Source organism: Burkholderia sp. LK4 (assembly GCF_001043615.1).
Taxonomy (GTDB): Bacteria; Pseudomonadota; Gammaproteobacteria; order Burkholderiales; family Burkholderiaceae; genus Burkholderia; species Burkholderia cepacia.
In genome coordinates this window covers 220,896-247,895 of record NZ_LDUL01000047.1, presented here as the reverse complement: position 1 = coordinate 247,895, position 27,000 = coordinate 220,896, and the positions used below count along the sequence as shown (strand labels likewise).

Sequence of the window (27,000 nt, the reverse complement as noted above, 5' to 3'; positions counted from 1 at the left end):
CATGACCACCGCTTCTCCATCCCGGCTCGCGGCAATCGGCCGCCCACGCCGCTTCGGCAACAGGCAGACGCATCCGGTGCGCCGCTTCGGCGGCATCGCGATCGCCATTGCGTTGCATCTCGTCCTGATCTGGGCGCTCGTGAACGGTCTCGCGACCCGGGTCGTCCAGATCGTCCAGCAACCGATCGAGGCACGCATCATCGCACCGGTGAAGCCGCCGCCTCCGCCGCCGCCACCGAAGCCGGTCGAAAAGGTCGTGTCGAAGCCGAGGGTGACGGCGCCGCCGCCGCCACCGTTCGTGCCGCCGCCGGAGGTGCACGTGCAGGCCCCGCCGCAGCCGACCATCACGCACCAGGACGTGCCCGCGCCGAGCGCACAGGTGCACGAAGCCCCTCCCGCGCCCGTGCCGGTTGCCAAGCCGGTGAATCGCGAGATCGGTGTGGTCTGCCCGAATTCGGACGAGGTGCGGTCGTCGATCGTCTACCCGGCGGAGGCACAGGACAACAACATCACGGGCGACGTGACCGTCGAATTCACCGTCGATCCGGACGGCCGCGTCACGAACCTGCGGGTCGCGCAGCCGGCCGACCCGGTGCTCAATCGTGCGGCGCTCAACGCGGTCAAGCGCTTCAACTGTATCGCCCAGGGGCAATCCGTGCGTGTGCGGGTACCGTTTTCCTTCAACCTGAACTGACGCAGGCCACGGCAAGCCGTTCGACCGGGCCGGTTTTTCGAATCGACACATGACGCATACGGAGTCCTTATGAACAAGCGTTTTCGCGCCGCAGTCGCGGCAAGTCTGATGATATCGGCCGGCATCGGCGGCACGCTGATCGCCCCGCAAGCCGTGCTTGCACAGCAAGCGGCGGCATCCGCGAGCCAGGCAACCTCCGGCGTGGCACTGACCTCTGCGGCACCGGCTGCCTCAGGTGCGGCCGATCGTGCGGTGCCGCCGCCCGAACCCGCGACGTCGGCCACCGTCGAGAACCCGTACGGCCTGGGCGCGCTGTGGGCGAACGGCGACTTCGTCGCGCGTTTCGTACTGGGGCTGCTCGTGGTCATGTCGCTCGGCAGCTGGTACGTCATGGTCACCAAGTTCATCGAGCAGGCACGCGCGAACGGCCGCGCGAAGTCGGCCGACGAGCAGGTCTGGAATGCGCCGACGCTGGCCGAGGGTGCCGCCCAGCTCGACGATACGTCGCCGTTTCGCTTCATCGCCGAGAATGCGATCGAGGCGGGGGAGCACCACGACACCGCGCTGCTCGATTCGGTCGACCGCAACACCTGGATCGAGCTGAACATCGAGCGCTCGATCACCAGCGTGTCGAACCGCCTGCAGGACGGCCTGGCGTTTCTCGGCACGGTGGGCTCCACCGCGCCGTTCGTCGGGCTGTTCGGCACCGTGTGGGGCATTTATCACGCGCTGACGGCCATCGGCATCGCGGGCCAGGCGTCGATCGACAAGGTTGCCGGCCCGGTGGGCGAGGCGCTGATCATGACCGCGATCGGCCTGGCGGTCGCCGTGCCGGCCGTGCTCGGCTACAACTTCCTCGTGCGTCGCAACAAGTCCGTGATGGAACGCGTGCGCGATTTCGGCGCGCAACTGCACACGGTGTTGCTCGCGGGCGGCAGGCGCGCGGCGGGCCGCATCGCGACGCCGGCGGCACAGTCGCCGCAGGCGCTGGCGGTTCAGTCGTAAGCGGGGCGCGTCATGGCAATCAGTGTCGGCGGTGACGACAACGACGAGGTGATCTCGGCGATCAACACGACGCCGCTCGTGGACGTGATGCTGGTGCTGCTGATCATCTTCCTGATCACGATCCCGGTGGTGACGCACACGATCCAGGTGCAGCTGCCGGCGGAGCGCGTCCAGCCGCTGCAGACCCAGCCGAAAAGCATCGAGATCGCGGTGAACCGGCAGGGCGACCTTTTCTGGGGCACCGAGCATGTGAACCTTCCGACGCTGGTGTCGCGCCTGAAGGAGATTTCGACGCAGGCGCCGCAACCGGACGTGCACGTGCGCGGCGATCAGGCGACGCCATATCGGTACATCGGCCGGGTCGTCGCGGCATGCGAGCGGGCCGGGGTCTTCAAGGTCGCCTTCATCACGCAGCCGCCCGCGCGCGGGGGCTAGGGAGTTCGAACGATGGGTATGAACGCAGGCTCCGGAGGGAGCAAGGACGAGCCGGACGTGATGGTGGACATCAACACCACGCCGTTGATCGACGTGATGCTGGTGCTGCTGATCATGTTGATCATCACGATTCCGATCCAGATGCACTCGGTGAAGATGAACCTGCCGGTGGGGAACCCACCGCCACCGCCGCATCCGCCCCAGGTGGTGCAGATCGACATCGGTGCGGACGGGGCAGTCAACTGGAACGGCGCGGCAGTGAGCGGCGGGGCCGCGCTGGACGCGAAGTTCCGCGCGGTGGCGGCCGAGGCCGACCAGGACGAGATCCGGCTGCGCCCGGACAAGTCCGCACCGTACAAGGCGGTGGCCGAAGTGCTGGCCTCGGCCCAGCGCGAAGGCGCGACGAAGATCGGCCTGATCGGCAACGAGCAGTACATGGAGTGAGCGGCTCGAAAGAGCGATGGCGCGGATCGAGTCGTATCCCGCCGGGTCGCACGCGATCGCGCGATCCGCTCGCGTGCCGCTGCCCGCGCAATCGCCGCACTGTCACGCAACTTCACGCAACCCCGCGTGAATCGCATTCGCTGGCCGGGTGACGCAAACGTGTTGCCCAGGCCCGACGCTCCCGCACGAGCAGATCACCTGCCAAGCTGCAAACGGATACGCCGGGCGACCGGCCATCCATTCGCATCGAGAAACCGACGCGTTCCTCCTGAGCCGGCCACCCCCATCAGCGGAGACGGCTCGAAGCGGAGCCGGGCCGCCGGGCTGCGATCGTTCCGCCATCGCAATGATGTCGACATCGTCACGATACTTTCCGGCCCATCGGTTCGAACATGCAATGCGCAGCTTGTCGAGCGAAACCGATATTTCACAAACGTGCGCATATTCCCTTTAATTATTCAAATCGGGCATCGTCAATATCTGCCGATTTAACCGGCGCCATTTCAATTCGCCACGCAATCGCAACATTTTCTGCGTGATTGCGTAATCGTCCGCAAGGTCGCTAATTGTCGGATGAATTGATAAATGAAAATGCGTATTTGTTATTTAACAAACGATTACACCAGGAGGATGATTCGTCACGCACTGATATCAAAACAAACGAGAAGCGTGACGCGAGAATGAAACGATACTTCGCGGCTCGCTGAAATGAGGGCCTTGAAGTGGTTGATCAGAGAAACGACATTGCGCGCGTGAGGATCCCCCGTTGCCGCTCGCTGGCGCTGGCCGCCTGCTGGATTACCGCCGGCAGCGCCGCGTGGGCACAAGGCACGAAGCCGGAACCGGCGCCTGCCGGCGATACCCGGGACGTGGTCGTCACCGTTCAGGACGTCGTCGTCACGACCGGCACGCGTGAAAGCGCGCGGAAGGTGCGCGATGCCGCCGCCCCGGTGGAAGTGATCAGCGGCGACGCATTGCGGCGCACCGGGCAGGGCAACCTGCGCGACGCACTCGTCCAGCTCTCGCCGTCGATCGCGCGCCAGGCGATGCGCGGCGATGTGGGCAACCTGACCAGCGCGCTGACGCTGCACGGGCTGAGCCCCGATTACGTGCTGGTGCTCGTGAACGGCAAGCGCCGCCATTCGACCGCGAATGTGTCGCTGAACCGCGGGCCGCAGCAAGGATCGACCGGTGTCGACGTCGACCTGATCCCGGTCACGGCGATCGATCATGTCGAGATTCTCCGTGACGGCGCATCCGCGCAATACGGCTCGGATGCGATTGCCGGCGTGATCAACGTCATCCTCAAGTCGAATTACCAGGGTGGCGAGGTGTCGAACACGACCGGCCAGACCTATCAGGGCGACGGCCTCGCGCAAAACAATGCGGCCACCATCGGGCTGAGGCTCGGCGATGCCGGTTATGTCGACCTGAGCGCCGAATACAACCGGCAGAATCACACGGTGCGAACCGGCGCCGATCCGCGAACCGGCCGGAACGACAACCTGATTCTCGGGTCGCCTGCCAGCACGCGGGAATCGGTCGCCTTCAACGCGGGATACCTGCTCGAAGGCGGCGCGAAGCTGTACGGCTTCGGCACGTATGCGCACCGGAGCGGCGGCAGCTACCAGAATTACCGGTTGCCGTCGGTCCTGCCCGCGCTCTATCCGAACGGCTTCACGCCGCAGGAAACGATCAACGAAAACGACTTTTCGCTGACCGCGGGCGTGAAAGGCGACCGGCTGCTCGGCTGGGCATGGGACATCAGCTCGACCTACGGCCGTGACAACATCGGCATCGGCATGGTCAATTCGGCGAACACGAGCCTGTTCGCCGCGACCGGATCGACGCCGACCGGCTTCCGCCTGTCGACCTTCACGAACACGCAGTGGACCAACAACCTGGACCTGTCGCGTGCATTCCACCTGCCGCTGCTGCCCGCGCCGCTCAACGTGTCGGTCGGCGCCGAGCATCGCCATGAAAGCTACACGGTCGGCGCGGGCGATCCCGCGTCGACCTACGGTGCGGGCAGCCAGGCGTTGCCGGGCCTGTCGCCGCTCAGTGCGCTGTCGAAATCGCGCGAGGTACTCGGCACCTACATCGATCTCGCCACCCGGCTCGCGCCGAACTGGCAGGTGGATCTCGCGGGGCGCTTCGAGCATTACAACGACGTGGGCAGCACGACCAACGGCAAGGTCTCGACACGCTACGACATCACGCCGCGCATCGCGGTCCGCGGAAGCGTCGGCACCGGCTTTCGCGCGCCGTCGCTCGCGCAGCAGTACTTCACGAACCTGAACATCTCGCCGCTTTCCGCCTACGGGCAACTGGCCCCGAACTCGCAGGCCGCACGCAACCTCGGCGCGACGCCGCTCAAGCCCGAGAAGTCGACCAACTTCGATATCGGGCTCGTGCTCAACCCGCTGCCGAACCTGAACGTGACGATCGACGCGTACCAGATCAACATCCGCGACCGGATCGTGCAGGGCGGCACCTATAGCGGACAGGCCGCGATCGATGCGCTGACGCAGGCCGGCATCACGTTGCCGGCGGGCTTGCCGTCGGTGACGGCGAACTATTTCACGAACGGCGTGAATACGCGCACGCGCGGCCTCGACATCCTGGCCACGTATCGCAGCAACTTCGCGAGGTGGGGGAGCGTCGACTGGGATCTCGGCATCAACTTCAACACGACGAGCGTGACGAGCGTGGGCCGCGACACCAACGGCAACACGCTGTTGAATGCGCAGCAGGTCGGCTACATCACGTCGTCGACGCCGAAGAACAAGATCATCGTCGGCGGCACCTGGCACCGTGACAAATGGGCGCTCAGCCTGCATGAAACGCGTTACGGCACGACCTCCGGCGAAGAGAGCTACTGGAGCGGTCCGAATGCATTTTCGACGACGCGCTTCGCGCATTTCACGAACGCGGCGCGATACGTCACCGACGTCGAGCTGCGCTACGCGATGACACGCAAGTTCGAAATCGCGGTGGGCGCGAACAACCTGTTCAACGTGTACCCGAGCAAGCTGCCGTCCGAGAACCAGTTCCTGGGCACGCAGTACGACATCGTGTCGTCGCCGATCGGCATCAACGGCGGCTTCTATTACCTGCGTGCCCGCTACCTGCTCTGATGCGCGTGGCTCCCTTACTTCCTTCACTCCTTCATTCCATCACGCCATGAACCGACCGGCAGAGGTTGACCATGCAGTGATCGACGTCGACGAAACGTCGCTGTGCGCCGATCACATTCTCGATTTGTGCAGAGGCAATGCGCTCGCGATACGCATTCGTGCGTTCACGCCGCCGGCGGTCGTCCGGCGAGCGGAGGAGCAGCTGTTCGCCCATCCCGACCGGGGCGCGCTGGGTCACGCAGCCGAATTTACGCGGCTCGGCATCGCGTACGCGGAGGTGCGATCCGAAGAGGTGCGGCAGGCGTATCACCGGCATGCGCGCGCCAACATCGAGCGCGTTCGGACGTTGTTCGGCGAGCTGGCGTCGCCGGTCGACCGGTTCCGCACGCTGCTAGACGACGCGTGGCCCGAAGGGGCACGGCTGCTGAGCGTGGACGGGAGCAAGTGCTTCGTCGGCGTGTGCCGCTACCTGACGCCCGGCGTGGATCTCGAGCCGCACATCGACAACCTGGAATGGACGCTGCCGGCAGGCACCGGATGGGCGCTGCAGTATCAGCTGTCGGCCAACATCTATCTGCAGGTGCCGCCGCAAGGCGGCGAGCTGGAACTCTGGCGCGTCGCACCCGATGCGCGCGAATACGAAGCGCTCAAGGGCGATCGCCACTACGGGATCGGCCGCGAGCAGGCGGGCGCGCCCGACCTGGTGATCAAGCCGGAGGTGGGCGACCTGATCTTCCTGAATCCGCGTTTCATTCACGCGGTTCGCCCTGTCCGGGGCACCGACCGGGTCACGTTGAGCGCCTTCGTCGGCATCAAATCCGTTACCGAACCCTTAGTTTACTGGAGCTGACCATGTACAAGGTTTCATTGCAGGCACAAGGAAAATTTCAGGCACACGAGTACGTCGGCAAGACGGCACTGCTGCTGATCAGCGTCGGCAAGGAATATCACGAAGGCGAAAAGCTGGCGGCGACCGTCGACAAGATCAACGTGGCGGGGTTCGGGCAATGCGTGATCGGCGTGGCCGATACGCTGCAGCGCCACAACTATGCGACCGGCTCCGCGCGCAGCAACTATCAGAAAAGCCGCGACCGCGGCGACGCGTGGCTGCGGGACCACGAGGGAACCCTCGCGAAACTGTCGATGCGGCGCGAGATCCTGCGATGGGATGACCTGCTGCGCCGCGACGACTATTCGCAGTACTACCATCTGATCACGAACGAGTACTACTCGAATCCAGAATACCGTTACGCGATCAACGACACCATCGGCGTGTTCGCGGAGCGGAACGGGCTCGTGCAGGGCACCCGCGAACACGAGGACGCATTCTATCGCTCGCTCTTCTACATTCTCGAGGAATGCCCGATCATCATGCCGATGTGGGCGCGGGACGGCATCGATTTCATCATCTACCCGAAGCAGATGACCGCCGCGATGAGCAAGACCCGCGAGATTTTCGTGCAGAACGGGAGCGATGCCCGCGCCAACTGGCTGGCGGTCAAGTTCAAGAAAAAATCGCAGTCGCACGCAGACGAGGAAACCGAGGCACTGGCGCATGACTAATTCATCGAGCAAGGTTCGGAAATACGTCGGGCTGACCGGCATCTGTATCGCGAGCTTCCTGGGATGTATCGATCTCACGGTCGTCAACACGATTCTTCCGGCGATCGGCCGCGACTTTTCGATCCCGATCCAGACGACGCAGTGGATCACGTCCATCTTCATGGTCGCGCTGTCCGCGTTCATGGTGCCGGTTGCGACGCTGGCCGACAACCTGGGCCGCAAGAAGCTGCTGATCGTCGGCCTCGTGATCTTCGGCGCGGCTTCGTTGCTGGCCGGTATCGCGCATCAGTTCTGGCTGCTGGTCGGGTTCCGCTTCCTGCAGGGCATCGGCTGCGCGATCCTGTACACGGTATCGGGCGCGATCGTCAGCTATACGTTCGACGAGAACGAACAGGGCAAGGCGCTGGGGATCCTGTTCGGCGCCAACGGCGTCGGGCTGGCGCTCGGCCCGATCATCGGCGGCCTGTTCGCCGGCGCGCTCGACTGGCACGACGCGTTCCTGATCAACATTCCGTTCATCGCGATCAGCCTGGCGCTCTGCGCCTGGGCGATACCGGAGTTCAAGGCGCAGGCGCGCAAGCGCATCGACGTGACGGGTTGCGTGCTGCTGGTCGTCGGCCTGACCACGCTCGTCAGCTATCTGTCCGTCGACGGCGGCGGGCTCAATCTCTGGTTGCTGCCGGTGTCGCTCGTCGCGCTGGCACTGTTCGTCTGGCATGAGTTGCGTACGCGCGACCCGATCGTCGAGTTTCATTTCTTCCGCGAACCGAGGTTCCTGTCCGCGCTGCTCGCGACGTTCTTTCTCGCGTTCTTCTACTGCATCGTGCTGCTCACCCTGCCGATCTTCTTTTCGACCCAGCTCCACAAGAGCGACATCACCATCGGGCTGTATCTGCTGCCGGCGACCATCACGTTCTCCATCGCGTCGTCCTGGATCGGCGGCCGCAGCGAACGGCTCGGCCCGTCGCGGGTGATCGTGACCGGCCTGTCGCTGTTCGTCGTCGCGTCGGTTCTGCTGTCGATCGTCGCGGGGCAGCCCGACGCAGCCTGGTTCGTCGTGCCGCTGCTGCTGTTCGGCATCGGCTGGGGCGCGATACTCGGGCCCTCGACGCTGGTGGCGCTGGGTGCGTTGCCGCGTGAAAAGGCGGCCGTGGCGATGGGCACGTCGTGGACCGTGCACAACGTGGGCGGCGCGAGCGGCATTGCGTTCGCCATCTTCCTGATGCGGCAGGTCGACGATTTCCGGCATGGCTACCAGACGCTGATGCTGGCGCTCGCGGCCATCATCCTCGCCGCCGGCGCGCTGTACCACGTGCTGTCGCGCGAGTCGGTGGCGGTGGCCATCGACTGACCGGCGCCGGAGTCGCATCGCTCGCGGATCGTCGCGCGAACGGGTTCCCGTCAATAGCAGGCGGATGTCCGGGCGGTTGCCGGGCATCCGTCGTCGTGCCCGACAGGCGCGCTGCCTGGCTCGCACGGGGCGCGGCTCGCGCATGCGTGCTTTCGAGACAACGTCGACCTGACGCCGCGGGCGATTCCCGTGCGGCGTCCATGCGACTCGGGTTGACGTGAAATCGGGCACGGTGCCCGAAACGTGGCAGGTACCTCGTCGAGCCGGAACGATCTGCATTTAGAAAATGAATTCGGATATCTAAATAGATACCGTTTAATGAATACGCGCGGCCAGGCCGGCGATTGTGGGCGGGAAAATAGATGAAGCAAAGCGTGGTGAGGGGGATTGCCGCAGCGTGGTTCTGCGCGTCCACGGCGGTACCGGGAGCGTCCGCATGGGCGCAGTTGCAGCCGGCACCCGACGCGCCGGCGTCGGCAGTGGTCGTGCCCGCGGCGCCGGCGTTACCGGCATCGGGCGCGCACGACGCGCTGACGGTCAAGCGTTTCGAAGTGACGGGGTCGTTGATCCGCAGCGCGGACAAGGTCGGCTTCAACCAGGTCCAGACGATCACGGCGAAGGACATCGTGAACAGCGGCCACACGACGGTCGCGGACTATCTGCGCAGCGTGACGGCCAATTCATCGAGCAGCTGGGGGGACGGCTCGACCGCGACGGCCAACTTCGCGGTCGGCGGATCGGGGATCGCGTTGCGCGGGCTGAGCGAAAAATACACGCTGGTGCTCATCGATGGCCAGCGCGCCGCCCCGTATGCGTACGCGGCCAACGGCACCGATCAGTTCTTCGACCTGAACACGCTGCCGCTCAACATCATCGACCGGATCGAGATCGTCAAGACGGGCGCGGTGTCGCAGTACGGCTCCGATGCCGTCGCCGGTGTCGTGAACATCATCACGAAGAAGAACTATCGGGGCCTGGAGCTGACCGGCAGCTACGGCGGCGCGACGAACGGCGGCGGCGGCGCGGGCACGACCCGGTTCGGCTTGCTGGGCGGCTTCGGCGACATCAACGCGGATCGCTTCAACGTGACGGCGGCGCTCAGCTACTACAAGAACAACGGCGTGCTCGCTTCCGACCGGAACATGACGGAGAACCAGAATTTCTCGAACTATCCCGGCGGCCTGTCCAACCAGTCGACGTCGTACTGGGCGAGGGCGAACGGCAACGTGCCGCTCGACCCCTGTGCGTATGGCGGCAAGGTCGCCCCCGGCAACGCGAATTCCCAATCGTTCGGCGCCGGCGGCACGATCTGCCAGCGCAACACGGCAGGCGCGTCGTCGCTTTCGCCGTGGACCGAGCGCCTGAGCGCGAAGCTGCACGGCGAGTTCAGGATCGACGACGCGATGCAGGCGTTCGCCGATCTGTGGGAGAGCAACAACACGACGGTCGCGAACCGCGGCGTCGGCCGCCTGACGACCAGTACGCAGACCTACGATCCGGCGACGGGCAGCGTAGCGCTGGTATCGAACGTCGTGCCGGCCGGTAATCCCTACAATCCGTTCGGCGTGCCGACGCAGTTGCGCTATGCGTTTCCGGCGTCACAGTCGGTGCATGTCAGTTCGAACTACTGGCGCGCCGCGACGGGCGTGAAGGGAACGTTCGCGGTGCCGTCCGCGGGCGACTGGGACTGGAGCGCGTCGTATGCGCATTCGCAGGACACGGTCTCGCAGAACTATTCGAACCAGATGAGCGCCAGCGCGCTGACGAACATCATCCGGAACGGCACGTTCGATTTCTCCAACCCGTCCGCGACGCCGAACGGACTGAACGGCCTTTACCAGAGCACGTCGAACCAGGCGATCACGAAGCTCGACGTGCTGGATGCGACGCTGTCGAGCCCGAACCTGTTCAGGCTGCCGACGGGCAACGTGGGCCTCGGGCTCGGCGCGCAGTTCATGCATCAGAGCCAGTACATCGGCACGGGAGCGGGCTGGGCGAGCGGCCAGCTGACGTCGCCGTCGATCCAGTCCGTCGACGGCGAGCGCAATGTCGCGGCCGTCTACTATCAGCTCGACATTCCGCTGCTGAAGACGCTGACGTTCAGCCAGTCGGGCCGCTACGATCACTACAGCGATTTCGGCGGCGCGTTTTCGCCGCGGTTCGCGCTGCGTTTTCAGCCGGTGCGGGAGCTCACGTTGTACGGTTCGTACAATCGCGGCTTCCGTGCGCCGACGCTGATCGAGAACACGTCGTCGCGGACGTTCGGCTCGCAAGGCGTGGTGGATGCGCGAGATCCGAACAATCCGGGTTCGTACAACATCGTCGAGGAAATTCGTGCGGGCAATCGCGGCCTGCAGCCCGAGCGCACGAAGAACTATAACGTCGGCTTCCAGTTTTCGCCGACGCGTACCACCGATATCGGTTTCGACTGGTACAAGATTCATATCGACAACGTGATCGGCACGGACGACGTGCAGGTCGTGGTCAATCAGAACGATCCGTCGCAGGTGGTTCGCAATGCCAACGGCAGCATCGCCTATGTCACGCTGCCGTATCGCAATCTGTCGTCGCTGGACACCGACGGCTTCGAGGCCACGTTCCGCCAGACGGTCGCGACGAAAATCGGCACCTTCACGTTGTCCGGCGATTGGGCGTACATGTGGCACTTCAAGATGCCGGTTGGCGGCGTGGAAAGGGATTACGCGGGCAACAACGGCGCACTTCACCAGCCGTTCGGCGGCAGTTCGCCGCGCTGGAAAGGGAATACCGACCTGAGCTGGAACCATCACCAGTGGAACGCGACCCTGAGCTGGCTCTATGTCGGCCCTTACGCGCAGGCCATTCTCGCGCCGGGCACGTACCCCGGCATGGCGGATGGCGTTGCGTCGTACAGCCAGTTCAACCTGATGATCGGCTATACGGGATTCAAGCACTGGACGCTGTACGCGGGGATCGACAACCTCTTCAATCGCAAGCCGCCGTTCGATCCGGTATGGATGGCGGGGCCGACCGGCTACGATTCGTCGCTCTATACGTACGTCGGGCGATTTGCGCAGGTGGGGGCGACGTACCGGTTCTGAGCGGCGTTGCGTTTGCCTTTGAACGGCAGCGCGCCGACGCTCACGCGCCGCGCGGCGGCTTGCCGCCGCCGGTCATGCTGCCGAGCCGCTTTCGGTCAGCCCGGCGGCGCGACGGATGCGCCGGTGATGCCATGCCGTCGCAGCGCATCCGCGACGAAGCCCGACGCCTTCATCTCCTCGACGAATGCGTTCAGTGCCGCCGCGGCGGCTTCGCCGCGACGCTTCGGCACGCCCATTGCCTGCCGGATCACCATGAACCGCTCGTCGAGCAGGCGCAGGCCGGGCGTTTTCGCCGCGTCGGCCTCGAGCTGCTGCTTCACGCCCGCCGCGACTTCCAGCTGCTGGTCGACGAAGGTCTGCACGACGGCTTGCGACGTCGGTGCACGCACGATCTGCGCGGCCTTCAGCTCGCGTGTGAGGAACAGGTCGTACGCGCTGCCCTTGCCGACGGTCACGCGATTGTGAGGCTGGTCGACGTCCGCGTTCGTGCGGACCGGCGACGCGTCGCGCACGAGATAGAACCCCTCGATCAGCACGTACGGCGCCGTGAACGCGACCGTTTCACCGCGCAGCGGGTCGACCGCGAAGAAACCGAAATCGGCACGCTCGTCGGTCAGCGCCTGCACCGATTTGGCTGCGGTGTCGAACACCACGAGTTCCAGCTCGGCCGACAGGCGTTCGGCGAACGCGCGCGCGAGGTCGATCGACACGCCGAACGGTTCGCCGGTTTCGGGGTCGCGGTTCGCGAGGATCGGGTTGCCGAGATTGATCGACGCGCGCAGCTTGCCGGCAGGCGTGAACGCGGAGAGGATGGACGGGGCGAGAGGCATGGGTGGCTCGTTGCGGTCGTAGGGGCAGGGTTCCGGGCGTGTCGATGCGAGTCGAAGCACGACAGTGCGCCGGCATCGAGCTTATCACCCGGCTTTCGTGACGGGGCAGCATCGAGCGATTCAATGGCCTCGCGTGGTCTACGCCGATCGCGGCCACGACTCCGAGCGGCATCGGCGAGCCCTGCGCGATCGCGGTATCCAGCCGGTGATCGCGAAGCGCCGGGCCGGACACGGCAGCGGACTCGGCAAGTATCGTTGGATGGTCGAACGCACTCACTCCTGGCTCCACAGTTTTCGTCGCCTACGCACTTGCTTCGAGCGACGGGCTGACATTCACGAAGCATTCCTGAAACTCGGTTGCCCGCTTGTCTGTTGGAGTATCTTCAGGTGTATCGAACAGCCTTTTTGAACTGGCCTCCACGTTGAGAGTATTCAATTCAGCTGCCCTGGCAAAGTGGCGCGGATAAGCGAACCATGTTGGTCGCGCAGTTTCATTAAGTAAATCGAGAATAACGGGCATGCCGGCTGTTGGGCTTCGCAGTCGATTTCGTGTGCAGATAAACAGGGTGCGCATAATCGGATTTCGCGATCAAAGATTGAACAATGACCGGCCGTCTCTGGCCGGCAATGCGCTGTTTCGTGCTCTCGATTATCTATCGCTCGTATCGTGGCCGTTCGATGGGACGGCGTCTTTTGATACGGCAGGATTTCGAGTTGCAGGATGGTTGTACGAGCGGCGGCGTAAAGAAAGCAGTTCAACCCAACGACTTGTGCGAAAGGCCCAAGGCTGCGCTGCGTCACAACTCTCCTATTTGCCTACCCGTCCGAGTCACATATATCGATCACGTGACGAGCCTCGAACTTGACTTCAAAGTCGGCAACCATGTCGCGAGTACACGATGGGTCGTTATCTAACCGACCAACATACACCCCTCCCACGATTCCTTCTGTAGTTACCGGCATGCGTTCTTTTCGTTTCTCTCCCGATCCGCTGTCCGAATACGAAAGATGAACTTCACGATGTCGCCCGGAACGAGGGACTCGCGTCGCTGACGCTCGGGTAACCAGAAGGTGGCGGGGTGCGCCAAAGCGATCGGCTCGGCATCATCCAGTCCCCACCCGTCCCGATCAATCTCTGCAAGCGACATCGTTTTCCCCGGGTTTTTTCGAGGGCTCTTGGCCTGGCCTGCGATTCTTTTCTTCGCAGCGGCTCACAGTTCAGGGCAGTGCGGCGTGGCAGGCGCGTTGCGCCCGTACGAGATAGGTGCGCACGACGGTCGGCTCGAGCCCGAGCGAGCGCGCCGCCTGTTCGATGCGGAACCCGCGCACGCGACACAGAAAGTATGCCTCGCGGCAAACGGCCGGAAGGCCATCCAGCGGTTGTGCCAGCGGGGCCAATCGACGACGGCGGTGGGCGTCGGGACGCATCGGCCGGGGCCGGGCAGGACGGGCGATCGAGAACCATTTGCTATTGCTGTCGCAAGTGAGCTATCCGGTTCAGGGAGCCAGACGCAAAGAAGCGCGTCACACGCGTCTTATCCCTTCGTCGGGAAAACGAAAGTCACGATAACGATTCTCAACATTCTTCAAGCCGGCGACGCACCGGCTCCCATGCGTGTGGCGCGTGCCGGAAGCCGTGGCCCTCGCGTGTGCCATCCCGGACGATCAAACCTAATCGAACGGCCATCTGGATCCGCGCGTGCATGCGATTCAACCCTGCTGGATGAGGCAGGTGAGCGGCACATTGTCCGATCGTAAACCGTCCGTCCTGAAATTCGCGTCCAATGACATCGAGAAGCGCGTGCGGACCGAGGTCGAGGTGATCGTGCATCGATTCACCTGGTTTGACGAACAGTGTTCCGGGGGCACGGCGTTGCATCCCTGTGATGGTCGAAGCACCATGGTGTTTGCAAGCTTGAGAGAAAGAACCGTCGGCGCAAGGAGTCGATGGCTGAATCGAGTCGCGGGCCGGGGGTAGACAACGACTCGCCGAACCTCAGCGATGACCCTTGGCAATAGCTGACGTCACGATACTAAGTGGGGCAAACAGGAAGGAACAAGATCAAATCGGAACCGTGACTTTGTTAACTGATTTGTGAAATTAACTTTGTCGACGAGATTAATATTATCAACCTGCAAAGCAAAGGGTATCGATAATGAATTGCAATGTGAAAAATCTTCAAATCACAATGGTGCGATCGTTGGCGATTATGACGGTGAAGCGTTAGGGTTATGGCACTGCAATTCCCAGACGTTTGTTTATGCGGCTGTATGTGAGTGCGGTGCGACCAATCGTCGTACGGGTGATCATTACGACGCGCCACATCGAGACACGAAAAATTCACTATCCGGTCGTGAGAATGGAGCGATGATGATGCGCCGCGACTAGACACGCGCGAGCAAGCGTTGTCGCACTTTCGAAGAAAAACTCTAAAACGAACCTGAGAGAACAATGGTACTTAGACCATCCGCGCCGGGGGAGTTTAAATATCGCGAGCTTTATAACGCGATCCATCGGGGCTTATTGCAGAACAACCGGCTGTTGCGACTGGACACGCCGCTCGGCCAAAACGCGCTGATCCCGCTGCGCGCGCGTGGTTCGGCGCGGATTGGCCGCGACTACCATTGGACGATCGATGTCGCGTCCCTGCGCGACGATACGGCGCTGCTCTCGCTGATGCATCAGCCAGTGACGCTCTGGTTGCAACAGCCCGGTGCCCCTTTCGCCGACGCGGTCTATCGGCCGATCCACGGCTTTGTACACAAAGTCGGCTACCTCGGCGGGGACGGTGGGCTGTCGACGTACCAGCTCGAGTTTTCCTCGGCGCTGGTATTCCTGGGCGGCACCCGCAACGACGAAGGCTGGACCGAACAAAGTGCGCAGGAAATCGTTTCCGAGATCCTGAATCGCTATCCGCAGCTGCATGGCAACTTCCGCTTCGACCTGAATCGCGAACCGGCAGTGCGCTCGTGGTGCCGCCAGAGTGAGACGGATCTGCACTTTTTCCATCGGCTGCTCGAAGACGAGGGCTGGTATTGCTACTGGGTCCACGATCCGGTCCGTAACGGCGAGACGCCCAAGACCACACTGGTGATCGTCGACCGGGTTGCCGCGCTGCCGGATCCGAAGGCAGCCGATTTTGTTCGCGATGCCGGGGACGGTGAAGTAGTGAGCGGGTTTGCGCATTGGGCGGCCATGCAGACGATGCAGAGCTTGCGATACGAATCGAGCTCGTTCGACTACAAGCGCCCGACCGCTCGCTTTGAAGTGGCCAGCGCGCTCCAGTCGGTCGGCTACGCGGCCGACGACGGTCGCCATCAGGCGGAGCAACAATCGATACCGGCTGCACCGATGACGGTCTATGAGCCGACCGCTTACGGTTATCCCGATGAGAGCAGTGGCGAAGCGCGTGCACGCAGGCGTGTACAGGGCTGGGATGCGCGAGCGCGCCGATACTTCGCGGTTGGAGGGTTGCGTTGGCTCGATGCGGGATCGCGCTTCGTCCTGAACGACCATCCACGCCATCCGGAACACGACAGCGATGCCCGGACCTTCCTGGTGGTCGAAGCGCGCTGGTTCATCGAGAACAATGTGCCGATCGGCCAGCCGTTGGCGGAATTTCCGCTGAGTCTGCGCGCGACACTGGATGAACAACAGGCAGCCCACGGCGCACGCTTCTCGACTCCGGGTCATGGCGAGGACGGAACAACCGGCTTTTACGTGATTGAGGTCGAAGCGCAGGACGCGCGCCTGGAGTATCGCAGCCCCTTCGAGCATCCGAAGCCCGCGGTGCCGATCGAGCATGCGCTGGTGGTCACGCAGGAAGGATTCGAAGCGTGGTCGAACGAACGCAATCAGGTCCGTGTCCATTTCGCATGGGACAGGAAGAATCCGCCGGGTGCGTTCAATGCCTCGCCCCTGCTTTCGTCGATGCAGGCGGATACCGGGAACGGCTACGGCGGGGTGCATGTTCCCCGCGCGGGCGAATGGGTGCTCGTCGGCTACTGGGGAAACGACTGTGACAAGCCCTTCATCTTGGGCCGCGCCAGCGGTGGCACGACACCCGCGCCCTGGCACACCAATGTGCTGCTGTCGGGGTTTCAGTCGCAGGGCTTCGGCAAAACCGGAGCGTATAACGCATTCATCCACGACGACGCCACGAACCAGGGCGGCACGCGACTGATCAGCTACACGGGGCAGAGCTATGCAGCGCTGACCCAGGGTTACCTGATCCAGCAGGACGGCAATACGCGTGGCCGCTATCTGGGGCAGGGGTTCGTGCTGCACGCCGACGAATACGGCGCGGTTCGTGCGAGCAAGGGGCTGTCGATCAGCACGCATCGGAAAGCCTACGACGACGAACAGATGAGTGTCGGAGAAGCCCGTACGCAATTGCAGAAAGCCGGGATGCTGGCGGAATCGCTGTCGAGCGCCAGCACGACAGCACAAGCCGAATCGTTGCAAGCCGGTCAGGACGCGCTCAAGGCGCTGGCCAAGGACGCGGAGCAGGCGGTGTCGGGCCAAAATTCGGGCGGGGTCACTGCCGGCGGCGGTACCGGCAACGCCAACGGATTCGCGAAACCGGTGATCGTCATCGCGACACCCGCGGACTTTGCCGCTATCGCCGATCATTCGGCCCACGTGGTGGCCGACAAGGAAGTCAACGTGATCAGTGGCGAGAACACGCATCTGGGAAGCGGGAAGTCACTGATCGTTGCGGCCGCAGAAAAGATCAGCCTGTTCGTTCACAAGGCCGGCATGAAGCTGTTTGCTGCGAAAGGGAAGGTCGAGATCTCGGCCCACACCGACGACGTGCGCGTGAACGCCGGGAAAGAAGTGAACGTGAAAGCCAAGCGCATCGTGCTCGATGCCGACGAGATCTGGATCAAGGCCGGCGGATCGTACACGCAGTGGTCGGCGTCCGGGATCGAGGACGGCACGCAGGCCGGCCGCACGATCAAGTCGGCGTCCTTCAGTCGGCAGGGGCCGAGCTCGGTGGCCCAGCGAATGAACAGTATGCCGACGGCCAGGTTCAACGACCCGTACGTATTGCGTGATCGCATCACCGGCGAGGTGCTTAAAAACCATCCGTACGAGCTGATTCGTGGCGACGGGACAAAGTTGTCCGGGACGACGGACGAGCTGGGGCAGATCACCGAGCAGAAGAGCGAGGATATCGAGAAGCTGGCGGTACGCGCATTACGGCGCCGGCCGAGCGGTGCTGCTGAGTGAATTCGACAACCGACACGCGAAATAGAACAACGACGATGACTGACAACACGAACGATTCCGCCGGCGGTTCGCCGTTCAGCGATAGTGCAGAACAGGATGTCGTGCGGGTGACCAGCCGCACCGACAAGGACGGCGCGTCGGTCGGGCACTTCACGTTGACGCCGGCGAGCGATACGCGGCAAAAGGAGTTGCTGTGCGACGTCCGTCCGATCATGCCGGTGATCTTCCTGCCGGGCGTGATGGGCTCCCCATTGGTCAACAAGGAGACCGGGGACCCGATCTTTTTCCCACCGAACACGGACGGCATGTTGGGTGACTTTGGGGCACTGCCGGCGCTGCTCGGCATGTGGTTCAAGGGCGCATCCACGCGAGAGACGCGATACGACCCGACCAAGGCAGTCGTGACACCGCTCGGACCTGTTCGTGCGGGCAAGGTCCGGAAGGACGATAGCGAAGACCAGTATGTCGACGAAGCCGAGGCACTCCGACGTGGCTGGGGTTCGGTCTACCGGTCGAGCTACCAGCCGATGCTGGCTTGGCTCGAGGAGCAGCTCAACGAGCCCCGATGCATGGGGAAGAACAAAGGCGCGTGGATCGAGACCGATCCTGACGGCAAGGACTGGACGCTCAAGCCCTTGTTGGGCACCGAGCCCGCCGACTATGGTGCGACGGGCGTGGGTGAGCAAGGCCGGGGGCAGGCGATCACCGAAGACTCGGAAGTCTTCAAACGATTCCTGAAGTACCGCTACCGGGTGTATGCGATCGGCTACAACTGGCTGCAGTCGAATGAACAGTCGGCGAAGGACGTGATCGAGGGATTGACCTTCACGGACAAGAAGAGCGGCAAGACGGCGCGGCTGATGGGGATCAACGAGATCATCGCCGAGAACGACAGCGGCAAGGCGATCATTCTCACCCACTCGATGGGTGGCCTGGTCGCCCGTATGGCTGTCGCGATGCACGGTGCCGAGGGCCTGATGCACGGCGTATTCCACAACGTGCTGCCGGCGACCGGCGCACCGATCGCGGCAAAACGATTTCGCACGGGTGGCGGCAATGAGGGGTTGCTGAACGGGTTCATCAACGGCGCGCTGCTCGGCAGCAACGCGGACGAATTTGTTGCAGTGGCGGCGAACGCGCCTGGCCCGCTGGAACTGCTGCCGATGCCGGACTACCACAACGGAAAGGCGTGGTGGATATTCTCGCAGCTGAACGGTACCCCGGTAATGACGTTGCCCAAGAATGGTGACGCCTATAACGACATCTTTACAAATCCAAACTGGTACGGGTTGGTTCCAAGGCAGTCTACTGGGCTACTTGATCCAGCAGGCATCGTAAAAGAGCGGCTTGGCGCAGACGCCAAAGATAACGACGTCTTCGAAAATTTTGCGGCGACAATGTTTTCCGTTGTGAACAATCAGCTAGAAATCAAGGATTCGTATCACCGAAAGACGTATCTCTCATATGGGGACGGCGCCCTGGTAGCAAAGGGGGCGGTGGACTCGAGCGAGGACGGCCATAAAAGCAAGACGGAGAAAAGCAAAAAACTAGATGACTTGCTGGCGTGGGGTACTGTGATCTGGAAGGGTAATGTGCCGCCGGGTGTGACAGAAGAAGAGTTGAAATCCGCCCGATTTTTGAGCGACTCGCACCGAGGGACGGTACGCGTGCATCTGGATAATCGCAACGTTACCATCGAGTTTGAGGTACAGAAAAAACCTGTATTGCCGGACGGAAGCAAAGTCCCGGATCCGGAAAAGAACGGTATCGTGCCGGGAGACGGAACTGTGCCGGTTTGGTCTGCCGAATCGCCTGCACGTAGTGCAAGTGGCGGAGCGGCTAAGGGTGTCCAAATGATATTCGATCAAGGGGGCTATGTGCACCAGGAAAGCTACAACCATCCGTGGGCACGTTGGGCGTTACTTTATAGTATTGTCCAGATTGCGCAGGACGCACCGGAGCCGAAGAATTGAACCGAATTCGCCATCTTGTACTTCTGGTAGCAGCCCTCTCGGCCTGCTCATTGACCTTTGCGAATGAACTCATCATGACGAATCCATTATTGTCCAAGTCGCGACCCTGGTGCATCGGGCGCTTCGTGTTCGACCGACCAATTTCCAGTGAGTTGACAAATCAAGAGTACAAATTTCGCGGAGAAAAATTGGAGACACAACACAACGCGTCGATGATCAGTTATCAAGCCAAGATCGATGCGTTGGAAAAAGAGTATCGAACGAAAAAGAGATTCGATCCGTCAGATCCGAATGACAAGATGGGGCATGCTTGGCTCGAAAAAGCGTTCTCTCCAAAAAAAGATTCGATGGTTTTCGTCTACCAAAAGGGCGTGGCAAAGGTAGCAAAATTACCGTTCGATACGGAAGGATACATCTACGAGAATTCGACGTTATTTCATACGGTAGGTCGAATTGGTTCAGCTGCGATTGGACGTGCCGAAGATATTTATAACGACACGTATCGGCGAATCAAAGCGCGGGAAAACTGGACGGTTCCGACCGAATCGGGATTTTGCTTTGACGGAGGACTGGTCACGGGGGCATCGACCTATAGCGAAGAAGTAACACAATCGCTTGCCTTGCTGCCTGGAAGGCCTGCGCTACTTGTCATCGAAATGCGAGATTCTGTCAGTTCGGATCAGGGGCGCCCGCTAACCAAGACGCTTCCGGACCTACGCGCGAAGATGGACCAGATATCGAGCGGGAGCTACCGGATCTTGCGACAAGGAAAGCGCACAGTGGCCGGTATGGACGCCGAGGAAGTGCTGTTCGCGTTGAAGGAAGGCGAAGTTACATCTTATCGGTTCTACCTGCTTGCGCCGGGCGATCCGAGCACCTTGGCGAAGCCGCATACGGCCATTCAATTGCTGCTCGGCGCGAGCAGCCCGAACTTGTCACCTGAAGAGGCGACCTCGCCGGTCGATGAGGCAGGCGCACTGCAAACCTGGGAGACGTTGTTGAACAGCCTGCACCTGCGGCCGGGCGCGGTCTAAACGGGGCCGCCATGCGACGCTTCGACATCGTGAAAGGCGACACGACGACGGTGGGCGGCATCGTCCAGGGCGGGGACCATTCGGATCTGATCGGCGGCCGAGAACAAGCCTACGAGCATGATCCGGTCTGGTGTCCCGTCTGCAAGACGCTCGGAAAGATTTCAACCGATGGCCCGCGGATTTCCACGACCGGACCGGATGGTCGGCAGGCAGCGTTAAGCGACGATCTATGCGTGTGCGCATGCCCGACACCGCCGAAACTCGTGGCGTCGCAATCGACGTCGTACATCGACGTGTAGAACAGGGAAACGGGATCTCGACGGGGTACGCTGGCCAGCTCGGACAATCTCTCAGACTTGCGAATCGCGCTCCGGCCACCAGGGCTGCGGTTGCCCACGATCGACCAGCAGCGCGTCGAGACCCTTGCCTTCGATCCACTTCGGCTTGGGGCCGTAGCCGGACCACGATTTGCCTGACTTCGGGTCGCAATACTTTGCCGGCGCCCTGTGCTTTTTCTTCTGGCTGCCGATGTAGCCCAACGCGCTGAGGATTTCTTGCTGCGTAATTCCCCGTTGCTTTACCTGTTCCTCGAGGTTCGAAAGCACGCTTTTCTTTTCCGAACGCCGGCCCCACAGCGCTCATCGCTACCAACCTCCGGCCACGGTCCGTCGAGCGTGGCTGGATTCCGACAATATCGACGCGAGACTCACAGCCTGATTGGCTACGGAATCCCGCCGCAGGTCAAGGCTGGAATCGCTTTTTGCGTTGCGCCCGTGGCGGCTTCCGGTTTGCCGTGTCGTGCCGCGTCGCGGGCTTCCGGCCGGGCGCGGCGGGCCTTGATCCGCCCGGCAAACGCTAGAATTGCGGTTTTAGCCCGGAATACGTCCATGTCTTTTGCCTCGCTCGGCCTGATCGATCCCTTGTTGCGTAACCTGCAGGACCTCAACTACCAGGCTCCTACGCCGGTGCAGGCCAAGGCGATTCCTGCCGTGCTCGGCGGCAAGGACGTGATGGCCGGGGCCCAGACGGGCACCGGCAAGACGGCGGGTTTCGCGCTGCCGCTGTTGCAGCGGCTGGTGCAGCACGGCCCGGCGGTGTCCAGCAACCGCGCGCGCGTCCTGGTGCTGGTGCCCACGCGGGAACTCGCCGAACAGGTGCTGCAAAGCTTCATCGCTTACGGCAAGGGCCTCGACCTGCGATTCCTGGCCGCGTACGGTGGCGTGAGCATCAACCCGCAGATGATGAAGTTGCGCAAGGGCGTGGATGTGCTCGTGGCCACGCCGGGCCGGTTGCTGGATCTCAATCGCCAGAACGCGGTGCAGTTCGATCAGGTGCAAACGCTGGTGCTGGACGAAGCCGACCGCATGCTGGATCTCGGCTTCGCGCGCGAACTGAACGCCGTTTTTGCCGCGTTGCCCGCCCAGCGCCAGACGCTGCTGTTCTCGGCCACGTTCAGCGACGAGATCCGCGCGATGGCGGCGAGCATTCTGCGCGGCCCGGTCAACATCAGCGTCAGCCCGCCCAACGCCACGGCCAGCAAGATCAAGCAGTGGGTGGTGCCGGTGGACAAGCGCAACAAGCCCGACCTCTTCATGCACCTCGTGGCCGAGAACAAGTGGGAGCATGCGCTGGTGTTCGTCAAGACGCGCAACGGCGTCGATTACCTGGCGGCCATGCTGGACGAAGCGGGTTATGCGGTCGACACCATCCACGGCGACAAGCCGCAACCCGCGCGCTTGCGCGCACTGGAGCGCTTCAAGACGGGCGAAGTCCAGATGCTGGTCGCCACCGACGTGGCGGCGCGCGGGCTCGATATCGACGATTTGCCGCTGGTGATCAACGTCGATCTGCCGATCGTCGCGCAAGACTATGTGCACCGGATCGGCCGTACCGGGCGCGCGGGCGCCAGCGGCGTCGCGGTGTCCCTGGTGTGTGCCGACGAAGCGCCGCAACTGGCCGCGATCGAAGCGCTGATCCGGCAAACGCTGCGTCGTGAAGAAGAGCCGGGTTTCGAGGCCGAACACCGCGTGCCGGAAACCAGCGCGACGGGTCAGATCATCAAGAAACCGAAAAAGCCGAAGAAGCCGAAAGTGCAGCAGGCGGCGCCCGTTGCCAGGCCGGTGGCCGGTAAAAAGCCGCGCCCGCCAGCGCAAGGTGGGGAAAGCAGGCACAAGCCTGCGGCGGCGCACGCAAAGCCGGCCGGTAACGAACCGGATTACACCATCGGCAGCCCGTTCAGCGTGCAGAAACCGCGCGGCAAACCGGCGGGCAAGCCGGCTGCGGGATCGCGCAAGCCGGCCGGCAAACCCGCCGGTGGCCGTGGCAAGCGGCAGCCTTGACGTGTCGGGACGAGTCACGCCGGTCATTGAACCTGGCGGGCGGTTCCGGGCCCGCCGGCCGCTTCAAGGAGGTTGCATCGACGGGGTGAATCCGGCGTAACGCCAGGCCGTTCGCGTCGGCGATCTGGCAATATGCACCGACGGACTTCAGACACGGGCACCCCATGCACATCGCGATTCTGACCTTTCAGGGCTTCAACGAACTCGATTCCCTCATCGCACTGGGCGTGCTCAATCGCATCAAGAAGCCCGACTGGCGGGTCACGCTTTCATGCCCGGAGTATTTCGTCACATCGATGAACGGGGTGACCGTGCAGGCGCAGTCGACATTGGCCGACGCCTGCACGGCGGATGCCGTCATTGTCGGGAGCGGCATTCGAACCCGGGAAGTCGTCAACGACGCGACGCTGATGGAGCAGTTGAAACTCGATCCCGCCCGGCAACTGATCGGTGCCCAGTGTTCTGGCACGCTGGTTCTGGCCCGGCTCGGCTTCCTCGACAACGTCCCGGCCTGTACGGACCTCACGACCAAACCCTGGGTAGTCGAGGCGGGCGTCGAAGTCCTCAATCAGCCGTTCTTCGCTCGAGATAACGTCGCGACGGCAGGCGGCTGTTTTGCTTCGCAATACCTGGCCGCGTGGATCATCGCGCGCCTCGAGGGCGAGGAAGCCGCGCGCAGCGCGCTTCATTACGTTGCGCCGGTCGGGGAGAAGGATGAGTACGTTTCCCGTGCGCTGACGAACATCACGCCTTATCTGCCGTAATGCGATAAAAAATCGCACTGCGTTCATCGCGGTCATGCGGTGTTCGCGATGGCGGTTTCTCCGGCGCCCTCGGTTCGCAATCGCGTTGCCGGCGGCAGCCGTGATTTCCGTTTTCCCTTGCTTGCGGGTTCGGATACCACCGAATCGGGAAGCGTGATCGGGGCCCGATCCGCGAGGTTCAATGCACGTCATTTGCGACGATGGACGCCAACGCTCGAGCGCCGTCGTGCTGGGCCGTGTCTTCAGTGGAAAAGATGTGGTGACTGAATGCGATCAGTTTGAAGCCGGACCCCGTGGGACGAGGGACGGTGATACCCCAGTGCCAGCCACCGTCCTGCTGGAACACGTGAAGGGCAGGGGGGGCCTGATTCAGTGCTGATGAAAAAGTCGTCATGGCGTGCTCTCCCGTCATGGGGCGACTGCTGGGCAACGACATCGGATGCGCGAACCCAGTCTACGAGCACTTTTGCTGCAGCGCAATATCCGGATGACGCGAACATGCCGATGTGCGGCGCGCCACAATTTTGAAATACAAATATGCAATGTCGTCGATGGCTGGCATATTGATGTGACGATTAAGAATGTTCGGAGGCTTCATGGACCGCAGTTCGCTTGTGTGGGCGGGGGTACCGCATAACAGCGATGGCGTCGTGTTTCAGGCTCGGGTCGGCCGCGGGCTTCAGCGCTTTCATGTTTCCCGGTTGATCCTCGAGAAGGCATGCGACCTCGAGCGACTGGCATCCGATGCGCGGCAGCTCGAATGCTTTTACGAGCATCTGGCCCCGATCCTGGCAGTCGCCCGGAAGACGCGCTCGAATGCGAAAGCCGATACGGTTTCGCTGAAGGTTTCCGATTTTGCCCGAACGGGCAGCGTGCGTGCCGGGCAGGATGCCCGGGCGGGGATGCGATGAGTATCGCGGGGGCCTCAGATGTTGTCCGCGCGCCAACGACGCGGTGACACGCCGGTAACGCGCGTAAATGTCCTGGTGAAGTGGCTCTGATCCGCGAAGCCGCAGATATCCGAGATCATGTGCAGCGGCATGGATGACGTGCGCATGTACGTGATTGCGCGCTCGATGCGCTGATTGATCAGCCAGCGATGGGGCGGCAACCCGGTCGTCTGATGAAAGGCTTTGACAAAGTAGCCGCGAGACAGGCCGCACGCTTTGGCGACATCGGCAATCGTGACGTTCCCGGTCAGGTGCTCGAGGAGAAACCCTTTCGCCATTCGCTCCTGCCACGCCGTGAGCTTGCCCGTCGACTTCTCCCGCCGCTCGCTGACGCCACCGTACTGGCGCGCGACATGTGCCTGAAAGGCGAGCGCGACGTGGTCGACGAAGAGCTGGGAGGCATGCCCAGGCTGCGCCAAAGCGGGGAGCAGGGCCTGGCCCAGGCGATGAATGATCGGGTCCACCTTGCTCAAATGCGGTGGCAGGTAAAGCTGCGGCCGCTGCCTGCCCCCGAGTTCATCGACTGTCTCCTCCAGCGTTCGGCGGGGGAGGTGAAAATGGATGCAGTCGAACGTTCCCTTCAGGTCGGAAACCCATCTGCGATCGAGGTCATGGATCGTGACGGTTCCTGCTTGATAAGGGACGAAACGAGCGACACGTCCGTCGAGCCACAATTCCTGTTCGCCGAACGCGCGCAATTGCAACACGACGAGATCGGCGTCTTCCAGTTCGTATGGCGCGGTTCGGCCAATATCCCTGCGAGATGTCTTCAGCCGACTGATGCTGACCTGTGAGTGCGGCAACGTCTGCGTGACGACGCTTTGCCTGAGGTCGGCCGGCATGAAATCCGATGATGCGTTGTCCGACTGTGCGGCAGTCATAAGTCCGCGGGAACGTGAAGAATGGGGCGGCGAAGTATATCAAAGCAAAATTTGGCTGGTGTGCGTCGTATGTCGCCGATGTAGTGGCAGAGCGTGAATACGGCGTGATGTGGGCCGCGCTCTTGCCCCGGCCGGGTCGATATCGGCGATTGGACATACGGACAATCGATCAGCGCGTAAAGGACGTTTTTCCCTCGTTTCAGGCGGTATGTCGTTATTTGAGGGTTCCGGATAAAATGCGACTTTCCGGGTTTTCAGTTAGCGACTTCGTCATGCATCGAATCGGATTCTTCGTTTGCCGTGGCTACGATGTGCTCGATCTGGGTGGGCCGCTGTCGGCCTTCAATCAGGTGGCCACCGCGGCGGGCCACACGCCCTATGATCTCCAGGTCATCTCGCAGTCCGGCGGCCCGGTTCCCGGCAATACGGGCGTTTCGATCGAAACGCGGCCGATCGGACGGCGTACGTTCGACACCGTCATTTTCGTGGGCGGGGAGATCGAGCCGATGCGGGCTCAGGAGAACATCGCCGCTGCCAGGAAACTCGGCGCCCGCGCCTCGCGGGTGGCAAGCGTGTGTACGGGGGCGTTTCTGCTGGCCGAAACCGGCTTGCTGGATGGCGTAAGAGCCACGACGCACTGGCTGTACGCGGCCCAGTTGCAGTCGCGCTTCCCGCGCACCCGGGTCGAAGGCGACAGTATCTATATCGAGGAGGGCCGCATCTGGACGTCGGCGGGCATCGCCTCCGGAATCGACCTGGCGCTCGGCATGATTGAACGGGATATGGGTGCGGAGATTGCGCGTGCCGTCTCCCGGTATCTGGTCGTTCCGTATCGCCGACCGGGCGGCCAGTCCCAATTCTCGGCGATGTCGCAGATGGAGCCGGAATCGGACCGGATCCGCATCGCGCTGAATTTTGCCCGGGAGCACCTCGCCGAAGCGTTGCCGGTCGAACGGCTCGCCGATGCCGCACGATTGAGTGTGCGGCAGTTCGGACGCGCATTTCGCCGGGAAACCGGTGAAACACCTGCCAAGGCGGTCGAGCGCCTGCGAGTCGAAGCGGCGCGGCTGCGCCTGCAGAGTGGTAGCGAACCGATCGAGCAGATTGCGCTGGCGGTAGGGTTCACCGATCCGGAGCGGATGCGCAGGGCCTTCATCAAACTGCATGGGCACCCGCCGCAAGCGATTCGACGCGAGAGCCGATCGAACGGCGCGCGCTGATCGGCTGCCGGCCGATCAGCGCATTGCCCATGAATGTCCGTCTGACGGATCAGTCGTGCTTCGTGCA

The 27,000-nt window shown here is 62.6% G+C and carries 24 protein-coding genes and 1 pseudogene; 18 read left to right on the top strand and 7 right to left on the bottom strand.

What is annotated here, in order from left to right; genetic code table 11:
* Nucleotide 1: 1 nt before the first annotated feature.
* From VK92_RS24575 to VK92_RS24535, 9 genes are all read left to right on the top strand, one after another.
* Nucleotides 2–694: an energy transducer TonB gene (locus VK92_RS24575; protein ID WP_048027345.1), complete on the top strand. Its 693-nt coding sequence runs from the start codon at nucleotides 2–4 to the stop codon at nucleotides 692–694.
* A gap of 69 nt (nucleotides 695–763) precedes the next feature.
* Entirely contained in the window at nucleotides 764–1,699 is a 936-nt protein-coding gene (locus tag VK92_RS24570; protein ID WP_048027343.1) for a MotA/TolQ/ExbB proton channel family protein, read from the top strand.
* Nucleotides 1,700–1,711: 12 nt separating this feature from the next.
* Nucleotides 1,712–2,134: an ExbD/TolR family protein gene (locus VK92_RS24565; RefSeq protein ID WP_048027341.1), complete on the top strand. Its 423-nt coding sequence runs from the start codon at nucleotides 1,712–1,714 to the stop codon at nucleotides 2,132–2,134.
* Nucleotides 2,135–2,146: 12 nt separating this feature from the next.
* Nucleotides 2,147–2,578, top strand: coding sequence for an ExbD/TolR family protein (locus tag VK92_RS24560; protein WP_048027339.1), 432 nt, complete (start codon nucleotides 2,147–2,149; stop codon nucleotides 2,576–2,578).
* A 752-nt stretch (nucleotides 2,579–3,330) separates the two neighbouring features.
* On the top strand, nucleotides 3,331–5,715 hold the full coding sequence (locus VK92_RS24555) for a TonB-dependent receptor plug domain-containing protein (RefSeq protein ID WP_231616478.1): 2,385 nt from the start codon (nucleotides 3,331–3,333) through the stop codon (nucleotides 5,713–5,715).
* Complete coding sequence (locus VK92_RS24550) at nucleotides 5,696–6,565, top strand: 2OG-Fe(II) oxygenase (protein WP_226233668.1); 870 nt, start codon at nucleotides 5,696–5,698, stop codon at nucleotides 6,563–6,565. The genes VK92_RS24555 and VK92_RS24550 overlap by 20 nt, the downstream gene beginning before the upstream one ends.
* 2 nt (nucleotides 6,566–6,567) lie before the next feature.
* Nucleotides 6,568–7,278: a hypothetical protein gene (locus VK92_RS24545; RefSeq protein ID WP_048027334.1), complete on the top strand. Its 711-nt coding sequence runs from the start codon at nucleotides 6,568–6,570 to the stop codon at nucleotides 7,276–7,278.
* Nucleotides 7,271–8,629 carry an MFS transporter gene (locus VK92_RS24540; RefSeq protein WP_048027332.1) on the top strand — a complete coding sequence of 453 codons (1,359 nt, stop codon included), beginning with the start codon at nucleotides 7,271–7,273 and terminating at the stop codon, nucleotides 8,627–8,629. Before VK92_RS24545 ends, VK92_RS24540 begins: the two co-directional genes overlap by 8 nt.
* A gap of 362 nt (nucleotides 8,630–8,991) precedes the next feature.
* Nucleotides 8,992–11,709 (top strand): TonB-dependent receptor, encoded by a 2,718-nt coding sequence (locus VK92_RS24535; RefSeq protein WP_048027331.1) that lies wholly within the window; start codon nucleotides 8,992–8,994, stop codon nucleotides 11,707–11,709.
* 95 nt (nucleotides 11,710–11,804) lie between these two features.
* Here VK92_RS24535 and VK92_RS24530 read toward each other — a convergent pair whose 3' ends face one another.
* Nucleotides 11,805–12,539 carry an ABC transporter substrate-binding protein gene (locus tag VK92_RS24530; protein ID WP_048027329.1) on the bottom strand — a complete coding sequence of 245 codons (735 nt, stop codon included), beginning with the start codon at nucleotides 12,537–12,539 and terminating at the stop codon, nucleotides 11,805–11,807.
* Nucleotides 12,540–12,657: 118 nt separating this feature from the next.
* Between VK92_RS24530 and VK92_RS40535 the strand changes: the two are divergent.
* Nucleotides 12,658–12,948 (top strand): annotated as a pseudogene (locus VK92_RS40535) (transposase); the annotation flags it as partial.
* Here VK92_RS40535 and VK92_RS42580 read toward each other — a convergent pair.
* Together VK92_RS42580 and VK92_RS43555 are read right to left on the bottom strand one after the other, a co-directional pair.
* Nucleotides 12,841–13,113 carry a hypothetical protein gene (locus tag VK92_RS42580; protein ID WP_165589094.1) on the bottom strand — a complete coding sequence of 91 codons (273 nt, stop codon included), beginning with the start codon at nucleotides 13,111–13,113 and terminating at the stop codon, nucleotides 12,841–12,843. The pseudogene VK92_RS40535 and the gene VK92_RS42580 sit on opposite strands and share 108 nt — an antisense overlap.
* A gap of 644 nt (nucleotides 13,114–13,757) precedes the next feature.
* A complete protein-coding gene (locus VK92_RS43555; protein ID WP_081082806.1) occupies nucleotides 13,758–13,967 on the bottom strand; it encodes a sigma factor-like helix-turn-helix DNA-binding protein in 210 nt (69 codons plus the stop codon).
* Between the two features lie 1,024 nt (nucleotides 13,968–14,991).
* On the opposite strand from VK92_RS43555, the gene VK92_RS24520 reads away from it, so the two are divergent.
* From VK92_RS24520 to VK92_RS24505, 4 genes are read left to right on the top strand one after another with little or no spacing between them, the layout of a single operon-like run.
* Nucleotides 14,992–17,772, top strand: coding sequence for a type VI secretion system Vgr family protein (locus VK92_RS24520; protein WP_048027326.1), 2,781 nt, complete (start codon nucleotides 14,992–14,994; stop codon nucleotides 17,770–17,772).
* A gap of 35 nt (nucleotides 17,773–17,807) precedes the next feature.
* A complete protein-coding gene (locus tag VK92_RS24515) occupies nucleotides 17,808–19,745 on the top strand; it encodes an esterase/lipase family protein (protein WP_048027324.1) in 1,938 nt (645 codons plus the stop codon).
* Nucleotides 19,742–20,779, top strand: coding sequence for a T6SS immunity protein Tli4 family protein (locus VK92_RS42575; RefSeq protein WP_063778365.1), 1,038 nt, complete (start codon nucleotides 19,742–19,744; stop codon nucleotides 20,777–20,779). The genes VK92_RS24515 and VK92_RS42575 overlap by 4 nt, the downstream gene beginning before the upstream one ends.
* Nucleotides 20,780–20,790: 11 nt before the next feature.
* Nucleotides 20,791–21,078, top strand: coding sequence for a PAAR domain-containing protein (locus tag VK92_RS24505; protein ID WP_048027322.1), 288 nt, complete (start codon nucleotides 20,791–20,793; stop codon nucleotides 21,076–21,078).
* Between the two features lie 51 nt (nucleotides 21,079–21,129).
* On the opposite strand, the gene VK92_RS24500 is transcribed toward VK92_RS24505, so the two are convergent.
* Nucleotides 21,130–21,384, bottom strand: a complete 255-nt coding sequence (locus VK92_RS24500) for an H-NS histone family protein (protein WP_231616477.1) — start codon at nucleotides 21,382–21,384, stop codon at nucleotides 21,130–21,132.
* Nucleotides 21,385–21,500: 116 nt separating this feature from the next.
* Nucleotides 21,501–21,668, bottom strand: coding sequence for a hypothetical protein (locus VK92_RS42015; protein ID WP_155648237.1), 168 nt, complete (start codon nucleotides 21,666–21,668; stop codon nucleotides 21,501–21,503).
* Here VK92_RS42015 and VK92_RS24495 point away from each other — a divergent pair.
* Nucleotides 21,667–23,118 carry a DEAD/DEAH box helicase gene (locus tag VK92_RS24495; RefSeq protein WP_048027318.1) on the top strand — a complete coding sequence of 484 codons (1,452 nt, stop codon included), beginning with the start codon at nucleotides 21,667–21,669 and terminating at the stop codon, nucleotides 23,116–23,118. The genes VK92_RS42015 and VK92_RS24495 overlap by 2 nt on opposite strands.
* Before the next feature lie 164 nt (nucleotides 23,119–23,282).
* Nucleotides 23,283–23,882, top strand: a complete 600-nt coding sequence (locus VK92_RS24490; protein WP_048027316.1) for a DJ-1/PfpI family protein — start codon at nucleotides 23,283–23,285, stop codon at nucleotides 23,880–23,882.
* 178 nt (nucleotides 23,883–24,060) lie between these two features.
* On the opposite strand, the gene VK92_RS24485 is transcribed toward VK92_RS24490, so the two are convergent.
* Nucleotides 24,061–24,276, bottom strand: a complete 216-nt coding sequence (locus VK92_RS24485; protein WP_034196292.1) for a hypothetical protein — start codon at nucleotides 24,274–24,276, stop codon at nucleotides 24,061–24,063.
* Between the two features lie 202 nt (nucleotides 24,277–24,478).
* Here VK92_RS24485 and VK92_RS24480 point away from each other — a divergent pair, with 202 nt between their 5' ends.
* On the top strand, nucleotides 24,479–24,793 hold the full coding sequence (locus VK92_RS24480; RefSeq protein WP_042972813.1) for a hypothetical protein: 315 nt from the start codon (nucleotides 24,479–24,481) through the stop codon (nucleotides 24,791–24,793).
* A 14-nt stretch (nucleotides 24,794–24,807) separates the two neighbouring features.
* Here the strand turns inward: VK92_RS24480 and VK92_RS24475 are convergent, their stop codons facing one another.
* Nucleotides 24,808–25,713 carry a helix-turn-helix domain-containing protein gene (locus tag VK92_RS24475; protein WP_048027315.1) on the bottom strand — a complete coding sequence of 302 codons (906 nt, stop codon included), beginning with the start codon at nucleotides 25,711–25,713 and terminating at the stop codon, nucleotides 24,808–24,810.
* A 272-nt stretch (nucleotides 25,714–25,985) separates the two neighbouring features.
* Here VK92_RS24475 and VK92_RS24470 point away from each other — a divergent pair, with 272 nt between their 5' ends.
* Nucleotides 25,986–26,933 (top strand): GlxA family transcriptional regulator, encoded by a 948-nt coding sequence (locus tag VK92_RS24470; RefSeq protein WP_048027745.1) that lies wholly within the window; start codon nucleotides 25,986–25,988, stop codon nucleotides 26,931–26,933.
* The last annotated feature ends 67 nt before the right edge of the window (nucleotides 26,934–27,000 follow it).